Here is a 21,582-nt window from a genome sequence, read left to right as displayed (position 1 = left end):
GACTCGAACCCGGCGCAACACGCCTCGGATCGAAACAACTACGAGAATTCTCAGTACCTTGACACTCTACCACTGCTACCCCTTGGGAGGTATTTCCCGGCAAACCGGTCAGTCGTTCCACGCCTTGTTGAAAATCCCTCGGTCGATAGACTTCGGCTATGAACGACATCGACCGCGCCTTTAATTTCCTTCCTTACCTGCGCGACGTCCCTGCCTTTGCCGCACTCGGCGACGAGCCGGCCCGATTCATCGCCGGCGGCAGTCAACTGCGCACGGCGACACGGGGTCAGATCATCTGCGAGAAGGGCAGCCGCCCGAGCGGGTTTCAGTGTCTCCTGAAGGGGGGGATCAAGCTCGCCGCACTCTCGCCTCTGGGGGCCGAGCGGGTGCTGGACATCCTCCAACCCGGACGCGTCTTCGGTGTCGCGGCCATCCTGCTCGACGAGCCCTGCCCGGTCTTCGCCGAATCGATCTGCGACAGTCGGATCCTCGTAGTCGGTCGCGAGCGCATCCACACGGCCATTGCCGAATGGCCCGAGGTCGCGGCCGTCATGCTCAAGCTGGTTGCCGGGGATGTCCATCGGCTCGTCCATGACCTGGAAGCCTGCTGCCTGATGACCGCACGTCAGCGGCTGGCCGACTTCCTGATCAAGCAGGGCCGCTGCAGCTCCGATGCGAGCGATCGCGCGGTCGTGGTTCTGCCGGCGGCCAAGGCGCTGATTGCGTCCAACCTCAACATCAGTGCCGAGACCTTCTCTCGCGAGCTCCATGAGCTGGCCCATCGCGGTCTGGTCGAGATCGAGCGGCGGACCATCCTGATCCCATCGCTGGATCGCTTGGCGGCCTTCGTGTTCGACGACCCGATTGCCGAGCGGAGCCCGGCACAAGCCGGCGCGGCGGCCGTAGCGGGCTGACGTCGCACTCGACCTCGCTACGGGCGGATCCGGGCGTCGCCCGACACGCCGGTGATGGGTACAATCCCCGAGTCACACGTCGGAAACAAGCAGACCTGCGTGCGCTCGGTATAGACGCGCCTTGTCCGCACCGCGCTCGATGACGCTGCGCCGCTTGTCTCCGAGCCCTGTCCCGACGGCGGGCGCATCCGCGGCGCGACATCACGGATCGAGCCGTTCACGGGGCGGCCGACATCATCACGGGGGATTTGCAGTGAAGATCGTTCGCAACCTGTTGGCCGTCATCGGCTTCTTGACCCTTGTCGGGATCGGCGTCCTGGCTTGGCGCGTCGCCCCGATCCTCGGCGAGTTCGACCCCGAATATCCGCGCGTCTACGGCGAGTTCGCCTCGCGCCTGCTCTCGACCGGCGATCCCGGCGTGGCCATGATGTGGGCGATTCCGGTCGAGGAAGGGCTGAGCCCGGACGACGTCATCGAGTCCATGAAAAGCATTGCGGTCTCGCGCAATCTGCTCTTTGTCGGCGAATCGCCCTTCTACAAACAGATCGAGGCGATCACCGGCGAGTCCTATCGCTACGTCAATTTTCTCTCCTTCTGCGATGCCCGGGTCGGTCGACAGATGCTCGAATATCGCAACGAGTACAGCGGCTTCATGCCCTGCCGCATCGCCTTGGTGGAAGACAAGGAGGGGCGCCTGACGCTCTACAGCATGAACTTGGACATGATGATCCACGGCGGTCGGGAGCTTCCCGAGGAGCTCAAGACATCCTCGCTGAAGGTCCGCGACACCATCCGGGCGATCATGGAAGGCGGTGCGGCCGGAGAGTTGTGACCCGGAAGCCCTGGTCACGAGCGTCGGGGTCCGGGCGCTCGTGACATCGCGCAATCCAGATATACGGAAAATCGTATAGAGTAGACGCCAATGATCAACGCCGCAGAGGCGCACATCGGTGTTCGATACACTCGGCGATCTCCTCGTCTACCGTCTGCTGGGCATCGACCCGGCGACCCATCTCGGCGCGGCGCTTCACTTCTTCGTCATGGACACGGCGAAGATCTTCTTCATGCTGGTCATCATCATCTATCTCATGGGGCTCTTTCGGGCGCTCCTCTCGCCCGAGCGCGTGCGCGCCTATGTGCGCGGCAAACCCAGATGGGCGGCGCGCTCGACCGCGGTTGGACTGGGCGCGGTCACGCCCTTCTGCTCTTGCTCGTCGGTGCCGCTCTTCATCGGCTTCGTCGAGGCAGGCATCCCGCTCGGTGTGACCTTCTCCTTCCTCATCGCCAGCCCTATGATCAACGAGGTCGCGGTGGTCATCCTGCTCGGGATCCTGGGCTGGGAGCTGACACTCATGTACGTCGCCGCGGGGTTGACGGTCGCCTACGTCGGCGGGGTCGTCATGGAGCGCTTCAGACCCGAGCGCTGGGTCGAGCCCTATGTCTGGCAGATCCACATGGGCGAGCTGAAGATGCCCGAGCCCGACACCTCGCTGGCCGGGCGCCATCGCTACGCCATGGGCGAGGTCCGCGAGATCCTGCGGCGTCTCTGGAAATGGGTGCTGCTCGGCATCGGCGTCGGAGCACTCTTCCACGGCTATGTCCCGGAGGAGTGGGTCGTGGAGCACCTGGGCGGCACCGACAATTGGCTGGCGGTACCGGGTGCGGTTCTGCTCGGGATCCCGCTTTATTCCAACGCGACCGGGGTGATCCCGGTGGCCGAGGCCATGCTGGGCAAAGGTGTTGCGATCGGCACCACGCTGGCCTTCATGATGAGCATCGCCGCGCTCTCTCTGCCCGAGATGATCATCCTGCGCAAGGTCATCCGCTGGCCCGGGCTGGCGCTCTATGCGGGTGTCCTGGCCGTGGCCTTCATCCTGGTCGGCTACGGATTCAACCTGCTGGCGTAGAATGGAGACCCAATGGCCTTAGGACGATTCCCGGAATCGGGACCCAGCGACACGAGGACCGATATGAAAGAAGTGAAGATCTTGGGATCAGGCTGCGCGAACTGTAAAGCGACCTACAAGGTGGTCGAAGAGGCCGCGAAGGCGAAGGGCGCCGAGATCACCCTTGAGAAGGTCGAGGATCTCGGCCGAATCATGGGTTACGGGGTCATGTCGACACCCGGAGTCGTCATCGACGGTCAGGTGGTGCATGCCGGCGGGGTTCCGGATCGCAAGACGGTCGAGGGATGGTTCAGCTGATGACGTTCTCCGCCTGCCTTGCCTGCAAGGCATCGAAATGACAGGCCCGTCCCCTCGCCTGCTTTGGGGATTGATGGCCGGCGGTTGCGCCCTTGCGGTCGTGTCGAGCTTTGTCATGACCGACTGGCTCGCGTTGGATCCCTGTCATCTGTGCATCTTTCAGCGCCTGCTCTTCATGGTGCTCGCGGTGCTCGCGCTCGGGGCCGCGGTGGGCAGCGGACGCACGGGAGCGGCGGTTCTCGGGGGCCTGATCGGCGCCTTGACCCTGCCGGTCTCGGCCACGGGGATCGGTGCTGCGGCCTACCAGAGCTGGCTGCAGATGCAGCCGCCGGAGAGCGTTTCCTGTGTGGCCGGCGCGCCCGGGCTGATCGAGCAGTGGGTCGAGTGGCTCGGCCAACAGGCACCGGCGCTGTTCATGGCGACGGGTTTTTGCGAGGACGAAGGCGCCCTGATTCTCGGCCTGTCGTTGGCGAACTGGGCCTTGCTCGGCTTTGGCCTCTGCCTCGGTGCCGGTGTCCTGGCGCTGGTTCGAAGCCGCCCCGGGACGGGGGTCCGATGACCCTAAACCGCTTATCCCCCGAGGTCGGTGAAATCCCCAAGGCAAAATACAACATGATAATGACGCATGTCGCTCTGGACGCGGTTTAAACCGCGCCGACGCCTTCGGTTTGCGTTTGTGTTCGCCGCGCCCGAGCGATGAACCTCGGGAGCCTTCTCCCGCATCCACCGGATCACATCGCATGAACGAGCAAACCCTGACCGACCCGTTCGGCCGACGCATCGCCTATCTGCGGCTTTCCGTCACGGACCGCTGCGACCTGCGCTGCGGCTACTGTCTGCCGAAGGGATTCAAAGGCTTCGAGGAGCCGGAGCACTGGCTCAGCTTCGAGGAGATCGGTCGGGTGGTCGCCGCCTTCACGGCACTCGGGGTCCGGCATGTCCGCATCACGGGCGGAGAGCCCTTGGTGCGCAGGAATCTGCCGGACCTCGCCGAGCGTCTCTCCGCCCTGCCCGGCCTCGACGACCTCTCCATCTCGAGCAATTGCACCCGTATGGACGCGCTGGCCGAGCCGCTGTACCGCGCCGGCGTGCGCCGCCTGAACGTCAGCCTGGACAGCCTGCGCCCGGAGGTCTTCAAGGAGGTCACGGGAGGAGATCTCGACAAGGTGCTGCGCGGGATCGCGGCGGCCCGCGAGGTCGGCTTTGCGCCGATTCGCGTCAATACGGTCGTGATGCGCGGCGTGAACGACGAGGAGATCGAAGACATCCTCGGCTACTGCGCGGAGAAAGGTTTCACGCTGCGTCTGATCGAGACCATGCCGATAGGCGCGACTGGCCGCGGCGCTCAGGATCACTATCTTGATCTGCAAATCGTACGCCGACGTCTCGAGCAGAGCTTCGAGCTGATCTCGGACATCCTGCCCGGCGGCGGTCCCGCGCGCTATTACCGTGTCGGGGCCACCGAGACGCGGATCGGCTTCATCACCCCGATCTCGCAGCACTTCTGCGAGACTTGCAACCGGGTGCGCCTGACCGTCGACGGGACCCTCTATCTGTGTCTGGGCCAGGACAACAGTTACGCGCTGCGGCCCCTGCTGCGCGACGGGATCGGAGAGGCGGATCTGATCGCCCATCTGCGAAGCGCCATTGCGCTGAAACCCGAGCGCCACGAGTTCAAGGAGCGGCCGGAGAAGATCATCCGCTTCATGTCGGCGACGGGGGGGTGAGCGGTGGGGTGGTGAGTGGTGCAGTGTAAAGATTCCGGGACCGTCCGAGTTCGTTGTCGTTGTCGTTGCCGCAACCGTGGTCTTAGGTGATTTCCGGGAAAGCCTCGAAAAACGCGTAGGGGCGACTTTAGTCGCCCGCTAAGCATTGGTGACACGCACGGCCGGGACGATCATTCCCGGAAATCGCCTTAGTCGTATCGATGGTCGATTACGACAACGAATGGTCTCGACACATCTGTCGTGCTGCACTCGCCGCCTTAGTCAGCGCTGACGACAGGAAGCACAACACCGTGCCGGCGGTCGTCGTGCCTCCCTCCGGCACCACGCAACCTACGCGGACTCGGTCGTGTCTTCGGCCTGATCCTCCGAGATCGCCTCCCGGAAACCGCATTCCTTCTGAGGACACACCTTGGAGGCCCCTTTGGTCTTGGTGGTCTTGATCGTCAAGACCGCCCAGCCGCACTTGGGGCAGGGCTCGGCGATGGGCTCGTCCCAGACGGCGTAATCGCACTTGGGATAGGTCGAGCAGGAATAGAAGATCTTACCCTTGCGTGACTTTTTCTTCTGCAGCGTCCCCTTGGTGCATTTGGGGCAGGTGACGCCCGTGTCTTCGGGCTTCTCCAACGGCTCGATGTGCTTGCAGGTCGGGTAGGCGCTGCAGCCGATGAACTTGCCGTAACGCCCTCGCTTGATCTCGAGTGCCGAGTTGCACAGCGGGCAGGTGCGGCCCTCGATCAGCTCGGGGGCATCCGCCTCGGCCTTGTCGGGGTTGAGGTCGCGCGTGTAGTCGCACTCGGGATAGTTGGTGCAGCCGATGAAGCGACCGTTGCGTCCGAGGCGAATCGACAACTGACCGCCGCACTTGGGGCAGGCCTCGTCGATGCGCTCCTGGGTGACGTCGCTGCGCTTGACCGACGCCTCGGTGTGGTCGACACGCTCCTTGAAGGGTTTCCAGAACTGCTCGAGCAGGGGAATCCACTCGCCCTCCCCCCGCGAGACCGCATCCAGGTCGTCCTCCAGACGCGCGGTGAAATCGTAGTCCACGTAGGAGGTGAAATACTCGGTCAGGAACCGGTTCACCACCCGCCCGACGTCGGTCGGCAGGAAGCGCTTGGTCTCCAGGACCACGTATTCGCGATCCTGAAGTGTGGAGATGATGGAGGCGTAGGTCGAGGGGCGACCGATCCCGTATTCCTCCAGCGCCTTCACCAACGATGCCTCGGAGTAACGCGGCGGCGGCTCGGTGAAATGCTGCTCGGGGCGAATGGCGAGCAGATCCACCAAATCTCCGGCCTTCATCTCGGGGAGCATGCGCTCCTCGTCGTCGTCGGCGCCCTTGGCGTCGTCGCGCCCTTCCAGATAGACGCTCATGAAGCCGGGCTCGGCGACCGTCGAGCCGGTGGCTCGGAAGAGATTGCCCTCTCCGGCGCTCAGTGTGATCGCGACTTGATTGATGAGCGCATGGGCCATCTGACAGGCCAGGGTGCGCTTCCAAATCAGCTCGTAGAGCTTGAACTGATCCGCGCTGAGATGGGCGCGAATCTCCTTGGGGACCTGATAGACCGAGGTTGGACGAATCGCCTCGTGCGCCTCTTGGGCGTTCTTGGCCTTGGTCTTGTAGAACCTCGGCTGCTCGGGCAAATGATCGGCGCCGAAGCGCTCCGTGACAAAGGCGCGGATCTCGTCCAACGCCTCTTGCGCGAGATTCACCGAGTCGGTGCGCATGTAGCTGATGAGCCCGATCGGCCCGCCGCCGACATCCACACCCTCGTAGAGCTGCTGGGCGACACGCATGGTGCGCTGGGCCGTGAAGCCGAGCTTGCGCGCGGCCTCCTGCTGGAGTGTGGAGGTGATGAAGGGCGGTGCGGGGTTGCGCTTGCGCTGCTTGCGCTCGACCTCCTCCACCTTGAGCTTACCGGCGGCGGCCTGCTCAAGGGTCTCGTGGATGGTCGCGGCACGCTCCCCGTCGACGACGGTGAACTGCTCGACCTTCTCGCCTTCGAATTCGACCAGCTTGGCGGTGAAGCGACGCGCATCCTTGGCGGCATCGGCCTCGATCGACCAGTACTCCTGCCGGACGAACGCCTCCACCTCGTCCTCGCGCTCGCAGATCAGACGCAGCGCCGGACTCTGCACACGTCCGGCGGAGAGACCCCGCCGGATCTTCTTCCACAACAGCGGCGAGAGATTGAAGCCGACCAGATAATCCAGGGCACGACGCGCCTGCTGGGCGTTGACGAGATCGTAGGAGATCTCGCGCGGATTGGCGACCGCCTCCTGCACCGCCCGCTTGGTGATCTCGTTGAAGACCACCCGAAACACCGGGCGCTTGCCGATCTGACGGCGGCTCTTCAGCAGCTCGTAGAGATGCCAGGAGATGGCCTCGCCTTCGCGGTCCGGGTCGGTCGCCAGATAGAGAGCATCGGCCTCCTTGAGCTTCTTGGCGATCGCCTGGACGTGCTTTTCGTTGCGATCGATGATCTGGTACTTCATCGCGAAGCCGTTCTCGGTGTCGACCGCACCCTCCTTGGGCACCAGGTCACGGACATGACCATAGGAGGCGATCACCTCGAAGTCGGGTCCGAGGTACTTCTTGATGGTCTTGGCCTTGGCCGGTGATTCGACGATGACGAGATTCATGGTGTCCGCGAGCGAGCTGATCAGGGCCTCTAGGGTAAACCCGGTTCGCATCGGCGCGTCAAGGGGAGTCGAAGAGATGAGCGGCGGCGAGAGCGGCCGTCGGACGGAATTTCGGGCCTAGGCGAACCGAACCGGAGATCGGCAAACGCGGGGCGAAACGCCTCGCGAATCGGCGGCTCCGACGACACGGGTCCGTTAAAGGACGGTTAAAAAACAAGTAAAACAACTCGACGAGAGAATACCTTCGCCACGTCTTTCGTTGTCGTTGTCGTTGTCGTTGTCGTAATCGGAAACGACAACGACAACGACAACGACAACGACAACGATTAGATTCGGTGCTCGACCTATTTCGGACAGGTTACTAAGAAATCATCGCCTTATAAAACTTGAACCGCGTCGACTCCAACGCCTGCTTAGGCGTACGACGCCGCGCCGACTCGACAAGGCAGCAGATCATGCCCGACGCGGTTCAATGCGGTTCAATGGAGGTAAACCGGCTCGTCGTTGTACACCAAATCCTCCATCTGCGAAAACGCATCCTCGCGACCGGGACGATTCATCAAGACCAGCAAGACGACCCACTTGACCTCGTCGAGCCCAACCAGGGCGTGATCGATCGCGAGCAGGCGGTCGATGACCAGCTCGCGGCTGACGGGATCCAGAATCCCGTTCTGCTCCAAAAACAGCAGCAGACCGCGCGCCTCGACATCCAGCTTGCTCGTCTCCGCCGCGTTGTAGACGCGGATGGAGCCGAGGGTATGGGCATGATACTGCGGGACATCCACACCCGCCGCCAGCTCGTCGAGCCACAGCAGCGCCTTTTCGATCTCCGTGGGGGTAAAGCCGGCCTGAGCGAGCTCGTCCTCCAGCGCACCTTGATCGGCCGGGGGCTGACCCTCGCCGTCCATGTAGTTCTCGTAGAGATAGATCAGCACATCGACCATGTTTTCGTACATCAGCCAACCTCGTGGGCGGCGTCAGCCCGAAGGCTGACGGAAGCGGACTTCACGGGTATTCCATTCAGGCGTTCCGTTGGGGCAACCCGGACGTCTCCGCTTAAGAACCGAGCCGGCAAAAGCGGCCTCCAGGGGCCGATGATACATGACCCTCCAGCTCCAGGACCAACAACATGGACGACACCTCGCGCGCCGAGCGGCCGGTGCCGGCGATCAGCTCGTCGGGCGCCACGGGGTCGAATCCCATCGCATCGAGCAAGGCGCGATAGTCCGCATCGAGTGCCGCGGTCCGGCCGCGACCGGCCGCTGCGCGGTACTCGTCGGGCGCCGCGGACGCCTCGCCGGGACAGGCCGAGAGCAGATTGCGCAGCATCGGGGCCAGCTCGAGGAGGATCTCGCCGGGATCCTCGACCAGCTTCGCGCCGTCGCGAATCAGCGCGTGGCTGCCGCGCGAAAGGGGGTTGCGGATCGAGCCGGGTACGGCGAAGACGTCGCGGCCTTGCTCGAGCGCAAAGCGTGCGGTGATCAAGGAGCCGCTCTTGAGCGCCGCCTCGGTGACCAGGACGCCGACGGAGAGCCCGCTGATGATCCGGTTGCGCCGCGGGAAATTCCGCGCCGACGGCCCCTGCCCGGGCGGAAACTCGCTGACAAGCGCACCGCGCTCGGCGACGCGCCGGGCCAGATCACGATGCGTCGCGGGGTAGACCAGATCCGGACCCGTGCCCAGAACGGCGATGGTTCGCCCCGTTTCCAGCGCGCCCGCGTGCGCGGCGCCGTCGACACCGAGCGCCAAGCCGCTGGTAATCAGCAGGCCGTCGGCGGCGAGCCGCCGCGCGAAGTCGCGGGTGATCTCAAGGCCCGACGGGGTTGGATTGCGGCTGCCGACCACCGCGATCTGCGGCTCGGCGAGCAGCTTGGGATCGCCGCGCACGTACAGCAGCAGCGGGGCATCCGGGATCTCGGCGAGCAGCGGCGGATAGCGGGCATCGGTAAGGGTCAGCACAAAGGCGTCGGGCTGGTCGGCCCAGGCGAGGGTCCGCTCGAGCGCCGCGGCGTCCGGCTGTTTGAGCGCGGCGATCGCCTCGGGCGAGATCCCGGCCGCGGCCAGATCCCGGTGCGATGCATCCGCGACCGCCCGTGGCGTGCCGTAACGCTCGAGCAATCGGGTCGCGGTACGCGACCCGATGCCCGGCGCGGAGAGGAGGACAATCCAGTCCGCGATCGAATCCGAGGAGACGCTCAAGGGGCGGGCGGTGCGATCCGATCGCCGATGCTCATGGCCCGGTCCGCATTGAGCACGAGGGCGAAGCTCACGCGATCGAAGCTTCGGAAGACCATCAGCAGACCGGCGCGTTGCATGGGCCGGATGTAGGTCGCGCGATCGCGACCGATGTCGGCGTGCAGTGGGATGGGAGTGCTCGAGCCCGTCGGACTCTCGCTCCAGCCTTTCACCGAATAGTCGTTGCCGAGCCAGAACTCGCCTGTCAGAGGTCCGTCGCGCTTCCAGTTCCAGTTCACGCCGCCGTCTCGGACCTTGTCGCGAACCGGCTCCCCGCCGCGAAAGACCTCCAAGACGTGGCCGGGCGCAAGCCGGTCGTGGGCCCCCCGGTTGAGGGTCACGATGTCGTACTGGCCGATCTGGGAGACACCGTTCATCACCGAGAGGATCCGACCGCGCATTCCGGACGGCGCAGGACGCGGGAAAAAGTTCTCCAGCGGGGCCTCGAGCGAGGCCGGGATGACGCGATCGCCGATCGAGACCTCGCGCTCGGATCGCGTGACCCGTAGGATCGCGGGATCTCCGACGCGCTCGAGCACGGCGTTGGCCACGAAGGTGGCCTCGTAGCCGAGGATGCGGTTGGTGTCCGGATCGCGCAGGGCATCGCCGGGGCGCAGGATCTCGAACTCGCTGACCGCGGTCGTGTCGATGCGGCGCACGAAGACGTCGTCCGACGGCGCGGCGACGGTGCGATCGTCTGCAAAGCCGACGACATAGGGCGCACGCTTGATCGCGTCCGACTCCGCCACCCAGGGCTGGGTCAGGAAGGGTGCAATCGAGGCAACCGGGATCATCGGCACCGGAGCCTCGAGCGCGCTGACCCGTACCCGCGGACTCAAGCGCACGACACGCATGTCGCCGCTCGCCCCGGCCGCGGTGTCGCGTACGACCCGCGGCCGACCCTCGACATGAACCAGACGCAGCCGCTCGCCCGGGTAGATGAGATCCGGATTGCCCGCATCGTCGTTGGCCTGCCAGATCTCGGGCCAGAGCCAGGGGTCGCGCAGGTAACGCCCGGCGATCGACCAGAGCGTATCGCCGGGGCGCACTTCGTAGACTTCGGGTGCGTCCTCGGCAAGCTCGAGCGCACGCACCGTCGACGCCGGGGCCATGGCGACCAGACCGATCAGGGTGCCGAGAACCAGGTCTGCGAGGGTTAAACGAAGGGTCAAAGCACGCATCGGACCTCCCGGATGCTCGAAACGGGATTCACCCGGCCCCAATTCGGGGTGTAGTATTATGTGGATACTAGCGCATGCGCCCCGACCCCTTCTACTCGGCTCCCGACTCGACATCTCCGTCGCGGGTCTCTCGCGGGACAAGCTCCCCGAGAGATGCGATCACGCGAGAGACGAGATCCCCCGAGAGACGAGATCTCCGAGAACCAATTCTCCAGACGATATCCCGATGGCAAAGCTCGATATCCTGACCTTCCCGGACCCAAGACTCCGCCGCAAGGCGACTCCGGTCGCACGCGTCGATGCCGATATCGTGCGGCTGGTCGACGACATGCTCGAGACGATGTATGCCGCACCCGGCATCGGCTTGGCCGCAATCCAGGTCAACGTGCCGCGCCGGGTCGTGGTGATCGACATCTCGGAAAACCACGACACCCCCCTGTGCCTGATCAATCCCGAGATCCTCTCGCGCGAAGGCGAAGAGCAGATGGACGAGGGATGCCTCTCCGTCCCCGGCTTCTTCGAGCCGGTGAAACGTGCGGAGCGGGTGCGGGTCCAGGCGCTGGATCGCGAAGGCGAGCCCTTCACGCTCGACGCCGACGGCCTGCTCGCCGTGTGCATTCAACACGAGATCGATCATCTCGACGGCAAGCTCTTCGTCGACCATATCTCGATGCTCAAGCGTCAACGCATTCGCCGCAAGCTCGAAAAGGAGCAGCGCCAAGCCGCGAGCGAGCCCGAGCAACGTCGAGGTGTGCTGTGACCCTACCGGCTAAGGCCGCCGGCCCTCACGGCGATCGGCCGCGATGAATCCCCTGAGGATCATCTTCGCAGGGACGCCCGACTTCGCCGTTCCGAGCCTTGCCGCACTCCTCGATGCGCCGGACGGGCGCGCGGGAATGCCGCCGCTGCAGGTCGTCGCCGTCTACACCCAGCCGGACCGACCGGCCGGGCGCGGCCGACAGCTCCAGGCGAGCCCGGTGAAGGCGCTCGCCCTGACCCGCGGCCTGCCGGTCATCCAGCCCGAGAGTCTGAAGAAGGACCCGGACGCCGTCGCGCGGCTGGCCGCCTTCCAGGCCGACCTGATGGTGGTCGTGGCCTACGGGCTGCTCCTGCCGGTCGCCGTACTGGAAGCACCCCGCCTGGGCTGCGTGAACGTCCATGCCTCTCTGCTGCCGCGTTGGCGCGGTGCGGCGCCGATCCAGCGCGCCTTGCTCGCCGGCGATACCGAGACCGGTGTCTGTATCATGCGCATGGAGGCCGGGCTGGATACCGGACCCGTCTATCATCGCGTGGCCACACCGATCGGCTCGCGCGACACGGGTGCCGATCTGCACGACCGACTCGCCGTACTGGGCGCAGGTGCGCTGATCGATGCCTTGCCCGGCATCGCCGACGGATCGGTGGTTCCCGAGCCGCAAGCCGAGGATCAGGTCACCTACGCACACAAACTGACAAAGGACGAGGCCATCATCGACTGGCACCAGCCCGCCGAGATCATCGGACGCATGATCCGCGCCTACAACCCCTGGCCCGTCGCTCAGACCTGCCTCGACGCCGAGACCCTGCGGATCTGGGACGCCGAGATCGACACCGACCGTGCGACGCAGGCCGCACCCGGGAGCGTGATCGGTGCCGGCAAATCGGGTATCGATGTCGCCGCCGGCCGAGGGAGCGTGCGCATCGTCCGTCTCCAACCGCCCGGCAAGCGGGCGATGGCGGCCGCGGATTTCCTCAATGCCCGTTCGATGGACGGCGTTCGGCTTGGCTGAGCGCCGGCCGCAGGCCCCCGCCGGCCCGGCAGGCCCGGCAAGGCATCCCGTCGGCGCCGAATCACGTGCGGCCGCGGCACTGGCACTCTTCGGCGTGCGCGGTCGCGGCCAATCGCTCACGCGCGTGCTCGAGAACACCCGCCTCGCCTCGCAGGCACCCGCCGAGCGCGCCCTCACGCAAGAGATGGTCTACGGCTCGCTGCGTACCCTGCCGCGCCTCGAGGCGCTGGTCGCGCGTCTGCTCAATCACCCGGTCAAGCCCGCGGACAAGGATCTCGAATCGTTGATCCTGATCGGCCTGTACCAGCTCATCGCGATGGACACGCCCGACCATGCCGCGGTCGCCGCCACGGTCGAGGCCAGCCGACTCATCGGCAAGCCCGACAAGGCGGCCTTGGTGAACGCACTGCTGCGCCGGTTTCTGCGCGAGCGCGAAACACTCCTGGCCGAGGTCGATCGAGAGCCTGCCGTGCGCTGGCTCTTTCCCGAATGGCTGCTCGATCGCCTGCGCGAGAACTGGCCGGAGGATTGGGAGCAGATCGTGCAGACCAGCAACGCCCGCGCACCCATGACTCTGCGCGTCAACCGCACGCGGACCGACCGGCGTACCTACCTCGGAACGCTCGCCGCCGCCGGCATCACGGCGCGACCCATTCCCGGCTGCGACATGGGCCTGACGCTCGACCAGCCGCGCCCGACCCACGAGCTGCCCGGTTTCGAGGCCGGACTAGTTTCGGTGCAGGACGGCGGCGCCCAGCTGGCGGCCGATCTGCTGGATGCGCACCCCGGACAGCGCGTCCTCGACGCCTGCGCGGCACCCGGCGGAAAGACTGCGGGCATCCTGGAGCGTGCCGAGAACCGGCTTGATCTGCTGGCGATCGACAACGCCCCGACTCGGCTCAAATCGATCCGCGACACACTCGCGCGACTGGGTCTGAGCGCCGAGGTCGCACTCGGCGACGCGGCCGAGCCGAGAGGCAGCTGGACCGCGAAACCCTTCGATCGCATCCTGCTCGACGTCCCCTGCTCAGCCACCGGCGTAATCCGTCGCCATCCCGACATCAAATGGCTGCGCCGCAACGCGGACATCCCGGCGCTGTGCGCCTTGCAGGATCGGATCCTCGACGCGGCCTGGCCGCTGCTCGCCCCGGGCGGGCGGATGCTGTATGCAACCTGCTCCTTGATCGCGGACGAGAACCAGCACCGAATCGCCGCCTTCCTGGGGCGCCATCCGGATGCGCGCGAGTGCCCGATCGCAGTGACCCGGGGCCGCGTGCTCTCGCACGGCATCCAACTGCTGCCGCAGGACGGGGCGAACGACGGCTTTTTCTTCGCGTTGATCGAACGGCCCGTGTCATGACCGGGCGGCCCGCGCACCAAACACGGTGGCTCCTTCCGGCTGCACTGCTGCTCGCACCTCTGTTCTTGTTGGCGAGCGTCGCATTCGGCGCGGCCAAGGACGGACTGCGGGTCGAGCAGGTTGAGACGCGACTCGTCGACGACATGTTCTTCATGAACGCCTTGCTGGACTACCGTTTCAGCACCGAGGCGCTCGAAGCGCTCGAGAACGGCGTGCCGCTGACCATCCTGGTGCAGATTCAGATCCGTCGGGTCGGAGCCTGGCTCTGGGAGGACAGCCAATTGGATCTTCAGCTGCGCTACGCCATTCGCTACAAGCCTCTCTCGGAGCGCTACGAGGTGTATCGACTTCCGGGCACCGAGGGCCGCAGCTTCGTCAGCCGCGATGCCGCGATTCGCGCGCTCGGCGAGATCGTCGATCTGTCGCTGATCGGCGCTTCGAGTCTCGACGACGACACGGACTACGAGGTCCAGATCCGGGCCTCGCTCGATATCGAAGAGCTGCCGCTTCCGCTGCGTCCGATGGCTTACCTGAAACCGTCCTGGAAACTCTCCAGCGGGTGGAGCAAGTGGCCTTTAACGCCTTAGCACGTCTGCGCGGACTCGGCGCCTTGCCGGTTGCGGCTTTGATCCTCGCGCTCTTCGTCGTTCTGGTGCTGATGCGCGATGCGGTCGAGAACTCCGAGACCCTGAGCCGTGCCTTCGTGCCGCTGCTCTCGGTGGTGTTGGCGGGCTTGGGCGCGCTCGCCATTCTCGTCATCGTCAATATCGTGAAGCTGGTCCGCCGCTATCGCCAGCAGGCCGCCGGCTCACGCCTGACCGGGCGTATCCTGGTGCTCTTCGTGCTGGTGTCGCTGCTGCCGGTGGGCGTGGTCTATTACTTCTCCCTCGGATTCCTGCTGCGCGGGATCGACAGTTGGTTCGACGTGGAGATCGGACAAGCCATGCAGGACGCGCTGGTGCTCAACCAGGCATCCCTCGATCTCAACCAACGGGTGCTCGCCCGTTACACCGAGCAGCTCATCGCCGGGATCGAGGATCGCTCCTCGACGGCCATCGCGCTCAGCCTGAACAATCTGCGGCGTCAGGCCGGCGCCATCGAGCTGACGGTCTACGCCACCGGCGGTCAGGTGCTCGGCAACGCCAACGAGGACCCGACCCAGCTGGTACCGAATCAGGCCGAGCGCGAGATCCAGCAAAGCGTGCGCGCCGGCAACAACTATGTCGGCCTGGAAAGCGACCTCGGCGGGGAGCTGATCGTGCGGGTGTTGGTACAGGATCCGCTCGGGCGGGACATGCAGATGCAGGCGATCTTCCCGACCTCGGCGCGCATCACCGAGCTGTCCGAGCGCCTGGAGGGTGCCTACAATCGCTACACCGAGCTGGCATATCTGCGCCAGTCATTGAAGCTGAGCTTCTCCCTGACCCTTTCGTTGGTGCTCCTGTTCGGCGTCATGGCCGCGGTGATCGCCGCCTTTCATATCGCACGGCGTCTCGTCGCGCCGGTCGCGGACATCGCCCGCGGTACCCGCGCGATCGCCGAGGGCGACTACGAGCAACAGCTCCCGTTGCCCAAGCACGACGACGAGCTCGCCTTCCTGGTCGCCTCCTTCAACGCGATGACGCGCCGGATCGCCCGGGCACGGGATGCCGCGAACCGCAGCCAGCAGGCGGTGGAGACCCAGCGCAACTATCTGGAAACGGTCCTGGGGCGTCTGTCGTCCGGGGTCATTGCCTTCGATGCCGATCAGCGGCTGCGGACATCCAACCCGGCGGCGCGTCAGATCCTGTCGCTCGCCTTCGCCGAGGACGAGCAACCGGAGCTCTCGCGTGTGGAGCGCGAGCTGCCCTGGCTCACACCCTGGACCGAGACCGTGCGCGGCCATATCCTCGCCGGGGAGGATTGGCGTGCGGAGGTCGAGCTCGATCGCGGCGAGACCCGTCAGACCCTGATGTGCCGCGGCAGCCCGCTGCCGCTCTCGGACAACGAGCAGCGGGGGCACGTGGTGGTCTTCGACGACATCACCTCCCTGATCACCGCACAGCGCAATGCGGCCTGGGGCGAGGTCGCCCGGCGCCTGGCCCACGAGATCAAGAACCCCTTGACGCCGATCCAGCTTTCGGCGGAGCGCCTGCGCCATAAGCTGCTGGCCAAGGCCGACGAGGCGGACGCAAAGATCATCGATCGCTCGACTCGGACCATCGTCCAGCAGGTCGAGGCGATGAAGGCCATGGTGAACGACTTCTCCGACTATGCCCGCACCCCGCATATACGCGCCGAGCCCCTGGAGCTCGACCGGCTCGCCCAAGAGGTGCTGGACCTGTATCGCAGCGCCGGCACGAGCGCGCTCGAGGTCTCTCTGGGTGCGCCCGGGGTCCAGGTACGCGGCGATCCGTTGCGCTTGCGTCAAGTGGTTCATAATCTGATCAAGAACGCGCAGGAGGCGATGGACGGACGCCCCGACGCACGCATCGCCGTGACGACGCGCGTCGTGCGCGAGAGCGGCACACCGCTCGTCGAGCTGGAGGTGGCCGACAACGGGCCCGGGTTCGAGGAGCGCCTCTTCGAACGTCTCTTCGAGCCCTACGTCACCACCAAATCAAAAGGGACCGGTCTTGGCTTGGCGATCGTCAAGAAGATCGTCGAGGAGCACCGCGGTATCATCAAGGTCGAGAATACGGGTCATGGCGCGCTGATTCGGATCCGCCTGCCGATCCGGCAGGGGACCAGGTACGCGACCCACGACCGAGAACAGGACGAAAAGCTATGAGTGCAACGCACGTCTTGGTCGTCGACGACGAACCCGACATCCGAGGTCTCGTGCAGGAGATCCTGGAGGACGAGGGCTATGCGGTGGCGAGCGCGGATAACGGCGAGTCCGCGCGTCACGCGCTGCGCGAGCGCCGACCGGATCTGATCCTGCTCGACATCTGGATGCCCGATCTGGACGGCATCACGCTCCTGCGCGAATGGTCGGAGGAGGAAGACGGTCTGCCCTGCCCGGTCATCATGATGTCCGGCCACGGCACCGTGGAGACGGCCGTGGAGGCGACGCGGCTCGGCGCCTACGACTTTCTCGAAAAACCGCTCTCGATGGCCAAGCTGCTGCTCACGGTCGAGCGCGCACTCGAGGCCGACAAGCTTCAGAAGGAGAACATCGGTCTCAAACGCCGCGCACCCCAGGTGCACGAGCCGGTCGGGCGCAGCGCGACCCTGCAACGGCTGCGCGAGCAGGTCAAACGCATCGCCCAACACGACACCTGGGTGCTGATTACCGGGGACGCGGGCAGCGGCCGGGAGACGTTCGCGCGTTACCTGCATTCACAGAGCGCGCGCCGCGAGCGCCCCTTCGTCGATCTGAGCGTCTCCACGCTCGCCGGGGGCAACGCCGCGCGCGAGCTCTTCGGGACCGAAGACGGCGAGCACACCCACTACGGGAATCTGGAAAAGGCCGCCGGCGGGACCCTGCTCCTCGACGAGGTTGCCGACATGGAGCTGGATGCCCAGGCCAAGCTGCTCGGCGCGCTGGATACCGGATCCTTCATCCGGGTCGGGGGCACCGAGCCGGTGCGCATCGATGTGCGGATCATCGCCGCGACCCAGCGTAATCTCGAGGAGGAGGTGCGTGCCGGGCGTTTCCGCGAGGATCTCTTCTATCACCTGAACGTCGTCCCGCTGAACATCCCGCCGCTGCGCGACCACGCCGAGGATGTCACCGATCTGCTGAACTTCTATCTCGACTACTTCGCGACCCACGAGAAGCTGCCCTACCGCCGCTTCAGCGTGGGTGCCCAGAACTATCTGCGCAACTACACCTGGCCCGGCAACGTGCGCGAGCTCAAGAACCTGGTGCAACGGGTCCTGATCTTGGGTACCGGCGACGAGATCAGCCAGAAGGAGGTCGAATCCGCACTCGGTGCGCCGCCGCCCTCGCAGGGGCAGGCACTGGAAGGCTTGGTCTCGTTCGATCAGCCGCTGCGTCAGGCGCGCGAGCAGTTCGAAAAGGCCTACCTCGACTATCAGCTCGAAAAGCACGCGGGCAACGTCAGCAAGATGGCGAAGGAGGCCGGAATGGAGCGCACGCATCTTTACCGCAAGCTCCGCTCGCTGGGGATCGAGATCAAGGAGCGGCGTTGAAGTGCGCCTCCCGGGCCCCTGCCCGAGCTGGTCGCTGCAACAACGCTCCCGCATCTCTGCAGACCTTGGCGCCGGCGCACTTCAAGTATTTTATTTTTAGTATCTTAAACCGCGTCATGCCGATCGCAGCGAGGAGCGACGAGGCCGAAAGGCGCCACGCCACAAAACGAAAACTCCGGACGCGGTTTAATCAATGAAGATCATTATTCTCGGTGCCGGCCAAGTCGGCACCTCGGTGGCCGCCAATCTGGTCAGCGAGGCGAACGACATCACGGTCGTCGATCACAACCCGGATCTGCTCAGGGAGCTGCAGGACCGTTTCGATCTGCGCACCATCCTGGGCCACGGCGCGCACCCGGACGTGCTTCGCCGTGCGGGCGCGGAAGACGCCGACATGATTATCGCGGTCACCAACAGCGACGAGACCAATATGGTCGCCTGTCAGGTCGCCTACACGCTCTTCCATACCCCGACCAAGATCGCCCGGGTGCGGGCACAGAGCTTTCTCGATCAACCCAAGCTGTTCGGTACCGATGCCCTGCCGATCGATTTTCCGATCAGTCCGGAGGCATTGGTCACCGAGTACATCCTGCGTCTGGTCGAAAACCCCGGGACCCTGCAGGTGCTCGACTTCGCCGGCGGGCGGATCCGGCTGGTCGCGGTCAAGGCCTATTACGGCGGGCCCTTGGTCGGGCACGAGCTGCGCACCCTGCACGAGCACATGCCCAAGGTCGAGGCCCGGGTCGCGGCCATCTACCGCCAGGATCGCGCCATCGAGCCCCAAGGCGATACCGTCATCGAGGCCGACGACGAGATCTTCTTCGTCGCCGCCCCCAAGCACATCCGCTCGGTGATGAGCGAGCTGCGGCGTCTGGATCGTCCCTACAAGCGCCTCATCATCGCCGGCGGCGGCAATATCGGCACCCGGCTCGCCGGGGCGCTGGAGATCAACTATCGGGTCAAGATCATCGAGCGCGATCTGAAACGCTGCAAGCGCATCGCGGAGAGTCTCGAGAAGACGATCGTGCTGCACGGCGACGCGGCCGATCGCGATCTGCTCTTGGAAGAGAATATCGAGAACACGGACGTCTTCTGCGCCGTCACCGACGACGACGAGGCGAATATCCTCTCGGCAATGCTCGCGAAGCGGTTGGGCGCCCGCAAGGTCATGGCCCTGATCAACCGTCCGTCCTATGTGGAGCTGGTGCAATCCGGGGCCATCGATATCGCCATCTCGCCGCAGCAGGCGACGATCGGAAGCCTGCTCAAGCATATCCGGCGCGGCGACGTCGTCGTCGTGCATTCTCTACGGCGCGGCGCGGCGGAGGCGATCGAGGCCATCGCCCACGGCGACGAGACCTCGAGCAAGGTGATCGGGCGCAGCATCGAGAACATCAGGCTCCCGCGCGGTACCAGTATCGGCGCCATCGTCCGCGGCGACGAGGTCCTGATGGCGCACCACGACACCGTCATCGCCTCGGAAGACCACGTCATCCTCTTCCTTCAGGACAAAGCGCGGATCCCGGAGGTCGAACGGCTCTTCCAGGTCGGGGTCACCTTTCTCTGAGGCGGCGCCGATGATCTGCCGTCCATGTCGAACATCGGCAGGATCTCCGAGTCCGTGCCTCGGTTGCCGATTCGCATTGGCCGACCGAGTCCGGGTCCGGACAATAGCCGGTCATGAACATCCTCATCCGTATCCTCGCCCTCGTTGCGATCGCGATCCTCGTCGCCTTCGCCGCCTTTCATCAATCGGACTCGCCCCCGGACGCAGGTAGCGCGGCACTGCTCGACCTTGCCGAGCAAGGTGATCTCTCCGCCTTGAACGCGCTCCTGAAGCCGTCGACGAAGGTCGACGTGCGCGACAGCTGCGACTGGACACCACTCATGAAAGCCGCGCTCTACGGACACATCGATGTCGTGGAGCGCCTCCTCGAGGCCGGCGCCGACATCGACGCCCAAGACAAGGGCGGCTATACGGCCATGATGCTCGCGGCCTCGAACAATCACGCATCGATCGTCGATCTGCTCTTGCGCAAAGGCGCCATGATCGATCACCAGGAGCAGACCGAAGGCTGGACGGCGTTGATCTGGACCGCCGGTAAAGGCCACGCCGAGACCGTCGAGACCCTGCTGCGCCACGGTGCCGATCGCACCCTCGAGGACTTCGCGGGGCGCTCGGCGGCGGACCATGCACGCGAAGCCGGTGATCAAGCCATCGTCGATCGCCTGTCGGAACAACAAGGTTAGACTTCGGAATCCGGTCGGGTCGGCTGCGGACACATCACCGGCATCGACGCTTGTGTCGGCGTAGAACGGGCCATAAGTGATGGCGATATGCCCGAACGGGCAATCCGAGCCGGAGCCCAGATGAACAGAAAATCACGCATCGAAGACACCTTGAAGAACACCTTCGACCCCATGCATCTCGAGGTCGTCGACGAAAGCCACATGCACTCGGTGCCCGCCGGTGCCGAATCCCACTTCAAGATCCTGTTGGTCAGCGAGACCTTCGCCGACAAGACCTTGGTCGCCCGCCACCGTCTCCTCAATCGCGCCCTGAGCGGCGAGCTCGAAGGCGGACTCCACGCCATCGCCCTGCATACCTGGACCCCGGAGGAATGGTTCGCCAAAGGCGGGACAGTCCCCGAGTCACCTCCCTGCCAAGGTGGATCGAAAACCGGTTGACCAGCGAATCAGGTGTCCGACCTTCGACACTCTCATTACCCGATAAAAAAAGTGCCATATTCACACGCGGGGTGTGAGCTACTGTGCCATGCTTAAGGCAAGTCGGAAGGGCTGAGGTCGGTCGGTTCATGTTTGCAGCATCAGCTAGGATGTTGCTGATTTCCGGCTTCGGGGCGAGCGCCCACAGGCAAAAAAACGATAAGAATCAATGTCGTAAGCGCCCGCATTGGCTCAGGCACCCTATCGCAGCGTCTCACCGCGAAGCGGCCTGTGGAACCAATGAGAGTCAATCGACATGAAGACGTCAAACCTCTTCAACGCGCGAGCGCTGATCCATCCATTGCTCGTCGCTCTTTCGTCCGTGACTGCCGCTGCTGCGGCTGCGGATGTTTCGGACATCGAGCTGCGGCGCCTGTTCGAGCCGAGCAGCAGCGAACGGGCCGCCGAGGCCAACGGCGAGATCTATATCTACGAAGGGCTGCGCGACATCGATATCCAGCGGGCGATGGACGAAGAATTCGGTCGCGTCGAAAACATGATGTTCATTCGTACGATCAAGACCGACGAAACGGGCAAGACAGCGCGTGACCCGGAGACAGGCGTAGCCGTAACCTCGGATGACGGCTGCTGAACCTGAGCGCAGTCCCGCGCTGTCTCATCCGTGAGGCGACGTACGGATGTGCGCCGGGGTGTCTCCGAGGAGCCTGACCGCGCACGACGGGGCGCC

Annotated in this window: 20 protein-coding genes; 16 read left to right on the top strand and 4 right to left on the bottom strand. The window is 65.0% G+C overall.

From position 1 onward, the window contains the following. The first annotated feature begins 158 nt into the window (after nt 1-158). The 6 genes from BLV04_RS00810 to moaA all read left to right on the top strand — a co-directional run bounded on the left by BLV04_RS00810 (nt 159) and on the right by moaA (nt 4,845). Nucleotides 159-914 (top strand): Crp/Fnr family transcriptional regulator, encoded by a 756-nt coding sequence (locus BLV04_RS00810; protein ID WP_093027167.1) that lies wholly within the window; start codon nt 159-161, stop codon nt 912-914. Nucleotides 915-1,167: 253 nt separating this feature from the next. Then, nucleotides 1,168-1,746 carry a DUF302 domain-containing protein gene (locus BLV04_RS00805; protein ID WP_093027165.1) on the top strand — a complete coding sequence of 193 codons (579 nt, stop codon included), beginning with the start codon at nt 1,168-1,170 and terminating at the stop codon, nt 1,744-1,746. Between the two features lie 118 nt (nt 1,747-1,864). After that, nucleotides 1,865-2,821 carry a permease gene (locus tag BLV04_RS00800; protein WP_093027163.1) on the top strand — a complete coding sequence of 319 codons (957 nt, stop codon included), beginning with the start codon at nt 1,865-1,867 and terminating at the stop codon, nt 2,819-2,821. Nucleotides 2,822-2,884: 63 nt separating this feature from the next. After that, nucleotides 2,885-3,118, top strand: a complete 234-nt coding sequence (locus tag BLV04_RS00795; protein WP_093027161.1) for a thioredoxin family protein — start codon at nt 2,885-2,887, stop codon at nt 3,116-3,118. 37 nt (nt 3,119-3,155) lie between these two features. Next, nucleotides 3,156-3,677, top strand: coding sequence for a disulfide bond formation protein B (locus tag BLV04_RS00790; RefSeq protein WP_093027159.1), 522 nt, complete (start codon nt 3,156-3,158; stop codon nt 3,675-3,677). Between the two features lie 181 nt (nt 3,678-3,858). Next, nucleotides 3,859-4,845: a GTP 3',8-cyclase MoaA gene (moaA, locus tag BLV04_RS00785; RefSeq protein ID WP_093027157.1), complete on the top strand. Its 987-nt coding sequence runs from the start codon at nt 3,859-3,861 to the stop codon at nt 4,843-4,845. A gap of 330 nt (nt 4,846-5,175) precedes the next feature. Here moaA and topA read toward each other — a convergent pair whose 3' ends face one another. The 4 genes from topA to BLV04_RS00765 form a co-directional block, all read right to left on the bottom strand. Beyond that, a complete protein-coding gene (topA, locus tag BLV04_RS00780) occupies nt 5,176-7,485 on the bottom strand; it encodes a type I DNA topoisomerase (protein ID WP_093027833.1) in 2,310 nt (769 codons plus the stop codon). A 479-nt stretch (nt 7,486-7,964) separates the two neighbouring features. Next, the gene (locus tag BLV04_RS00775; protein WP_093027155.1) at nt 7,965-8,441 is read right to left on the bottom strand and encodes a Smg family protein; all 477 of its coding nucleotides are present in this window, start codon (nt 8,439-8,441) and stop codon (nt 7,965-7,967) included. 100 nt (nt 8,442-8,541) lie between these two features. Beyond that, the gene (dprA, locus tag BLV04_RS00770; protein WP_093027153.1) at nt 8,542-9,684 is read right to left on the bottom strand and encodes a DNA-processing protein DprA; all 1,143 of its coding nucleotides are present in this window, start codon (nt 9,682-9,684) and stop codon (nt 8,542-8,544) included. Continuing rightward, nucleotides 9,681-10,901, bottom strand: coding sequence for a LysM peptidoglycan-binding domain-containing protein (locus BLV04_RS00765; RefSeq protein ID WP_093027151.1), 1,221 nt, complete (start codon nt 10,899-10,901; stop codon nt 9,681-9,683). The genes dprA and BLV04_RS00765 overlap by 4 nt, the downstream gene beginning before the upstream one ends. A gap of 226 nt (nt 10,902-11,127) precedes the next feature. On the opposite strand from BLV04_RS00765, the gene def reads away from it, so the two are divergent. From def to BLV04_RS00715, 10 genes are all read left to right on the top strand, one after another. Continuing rightward, the gene (gene def, locus BLV04_RS00760; RefSeq protein ID WP_093027149.1) at nt 11,128-11,661 is read left to right on the top strand and encodes a peptide deformylase; all 534 of its coding nucleotides are present in this window, start codon (nt 11,128-11,130) and stop codon (nt 11,659-11,661) included. 43 nt (nt 11,662-11,704) lie between these two features. Then, a complete protein-coding gene (gene fmt, locus BLV04_RS00755; protein WP_093027147.1) occupies nt 11,705-12,670 on the top strand; it encodes a methionyl-tRNA formyltransferase in 966 nt (321 codons plus the stop codon). Further along, nucleotides 12,636-14,030, top strand: coding sequence for a 16S rRNA (cytosine(967)-C(5))-methyltransferase RsmB (gene rsmB, locus BLV04_RS00750; protein WP_093027145.1), 1,395 nt, complete (start codon nt 12,636-12,638; stop codon nt 14,028-14,030). The genes fmt and rsmB overlap by 35 nt, the downstream gene beginning before the upstream one ends. Then, nucleotides 14,027-14,617 (top strand): DUF4390 domain-containing protein, encoded by a 591-nt coding sequence (locus BLV04_RS00745; protein WP_093027143.1) that lies wholly within the window; start codon nt 14,027-14,029, stop codon nt 14,615-14,617. The genes rsmB and BLV04_RS00745 overlap by 4 nt, the downstream gene beginning before the upstream one ends. Next, nucleotides 14,599-16,800, top strand: coding sequence for a sensor histidine kinase (locus BLV04_RS00740; protein WP_093027142.1), 2,202 nt, complete (start codon nt 14,599-14,601; stop codon nt 16,798-16,800). The genes BLV04_RS00745 and BLV04_RS00740 overlap by 19 nt, the downstream gene beginning before the upstream one ends. Further along, nucleotides 16,797-18,167: a sigma-54-dependent transcriptional regulator gene (locus tag BLV04_RS00735; RefSeq protein ID WP_093027140.1), complete on the top strand. Its 1,371-nt coding sequence runs from the start codon at nt 16,797-16,799 to the stop codon at nt 18,165-18,167. Before BLV04_RS00740 ends, BLV04_RS00735 begins: the two co-directional genes overlap by 4 nt. A 193-nt stretch (nt 18,168-18,360) precedes the next feature. After that, the gene (trkA, locus tag BLV04_RS00730) at nt 18,361-19,734 is read left to right on the top strand and encodes a Trk system potassium transporter TrkA (RefSeq protein WP_093027138.1); all 1,374 of its coding nucleotides are present in this window, start codon (nt 18,361-18,363) and stop codon (nt 19,732-19,734) included. A gap of 113 nt (nt 19,735-19,847) precedes the next feature. Continuing rightward, entirely contained in the window at nt 19,848-20,417 is a 570-nt protein-coding gene (locus BLV04_RS00725) for an ankyrin repeat domain-containing protein (RefSeq protein ID WP_093027136.1), read from the top strand. A gap of 120 nt (nt 20,418-20,537) precedes the next feature. After that, nucleotides 20,538-20,855, top strand: coding sequence for a BolA family protein (locus BLV04_RS00720; protein ID WP_093027134.1), 318 nt, complete (start codon nt 20,538-20,540; stop codon nt 20,853-20,855). A gap of 295 nt (nt 20,856-21,150) precedes the next feature. Beyond that, nucleotides 21,151-21,486 carry a hypothetical protein gene (locus tag BLV04_RS00715; RefSeq protein WP_093027132.1) on the top strand — a complete coding sequence of 112 codons (336 nt, stop codon included), beginning with the start codon at nt 21,151-21,153 and terminating at the stop codon, nt 21,484-21,486. The last annotated feature ends 96 nt before the right edge of the window (nt 21,487-21,582 follow it).

This window comes from Thiocapsa roseopersicina (assembly GCF_900106925.1).
GTDB lineage: Bacteria > Pseudomonadota > Gammaproteobacteria > Chromatiales > Chromatiaceae > Thiocapsa > Thiocapsa roseopersicina.
This window is presented reverse-complemented; position numbering and strand designations above follow the sequence as displayed.

Bases quoted from the DNA above. Each gene is read 5' to 3' on its own strand.
- BLV04_RS00810 (WP_093027167.1), top strand. From the start codon at position 159: ATGAACGACATCGACCGCGCCTTTAATTTCCTTCCTTACCTGCGCGAC.
- BLV04_RS00795 (WP_093027161.1), top strand. From the start codon at position 2,885: ATGAAAGAAGTGAAGATCTTGGGATCAGGCTGCGCGAACTGTAAAGCG.
- BLV04_RS00790 (WP_093027159.1), top strand. From the start codon at position 3,156: ATGACAGGCCCGTCCCCTCGCCTGCTTTGGGGATTGATGGCCGGCGGT.
- moaA (WP_093027157.1), top strand. From the start codon at position 3,859: ATGAACGAGCAAACCCTGACCGACCCGTTCGGCCGACGCATCGCCTAT.
- topA (WP_093027833.1), bottom strand. From the start codon at position 7,485: ATGAATCTCGTCATCGTCGAATCACCGGCCAAGGCCAAGACCATCAAG.
- BLV04_RS00775 (WP_093027155.1), bottom strand. From the start codon at position 8,441: ATGTACGAAAACATGGTCGATGTGCTGATCTATCTCTACGAGAACTAC.
- BLV04_RS00765 (WP_093027151.1), bottom strand. From the start codon at position 10,901: ATGCGTGCTTTGACCCTTCGTTTAACCCTCGCAGACCTGGTTCTCGGC.
- def (WP_093027149.1), top strand. From the start codon at position 11,128: ATGGCAAAGCTCGATATCCTGACCTTCCCGGACCCAAGACTCCGCCGC.
- fmt (WP_093027147.1), top strand. From the start codon at position 11,705: ATGAATCCCCTGAGGATCATCTTCGCAGGGACGCCCGACTTCGCCGTT.
- rsmB (WP_093027145.1), top strand. From the start codon at position 12,636: ATGCCCGTTCGATGGACGGCGTTCGGCTTGGCTGAGCGCCGGCCGCAG.
- BLV04_RS00745 (WP_093027143.1), top strand. From the start codon at position 14,027: ATGACCGGGCGGCCCGCGCACCAAACACGGTGGCTCCTTCCGGCTGCA.
- BLV04_RS00735 (WP_093027140.1), top strand. From the start codon at position 16,797: ATGAGTGCAACGCACGTCTTGGTCGTCGACGACGAACCCGACATCCGA.
- trkA (WP_093027138.1), top strand. From the start codon at position 18,361: ATGAAGATCATTATTCTCGGTGCCGGCCAAGTCGGCACCTCGGTGGCC.
- BLV04_RS00725 (WP_093027136.1), top strand. From the start codon at position 19,848: ATGAACATCCTCATCCGTATCCTCGCCCTCGTTGCGATCGCGATCCTC.
- BLV04_RS00720 (WP_093027134.1), top strand. From the start codon at position 20,538: ATGAACAGAAAATCACGCATCGAAGACACCTTGAAGAACACCTTCGAC.
- BLV04_RS00715 (WP_093027132.1), top strand. From the start codon at position 21,151: ATGAAGACGTCAAACCTCTTCAACGCGCGAGCGCTGATCCATCCATTG.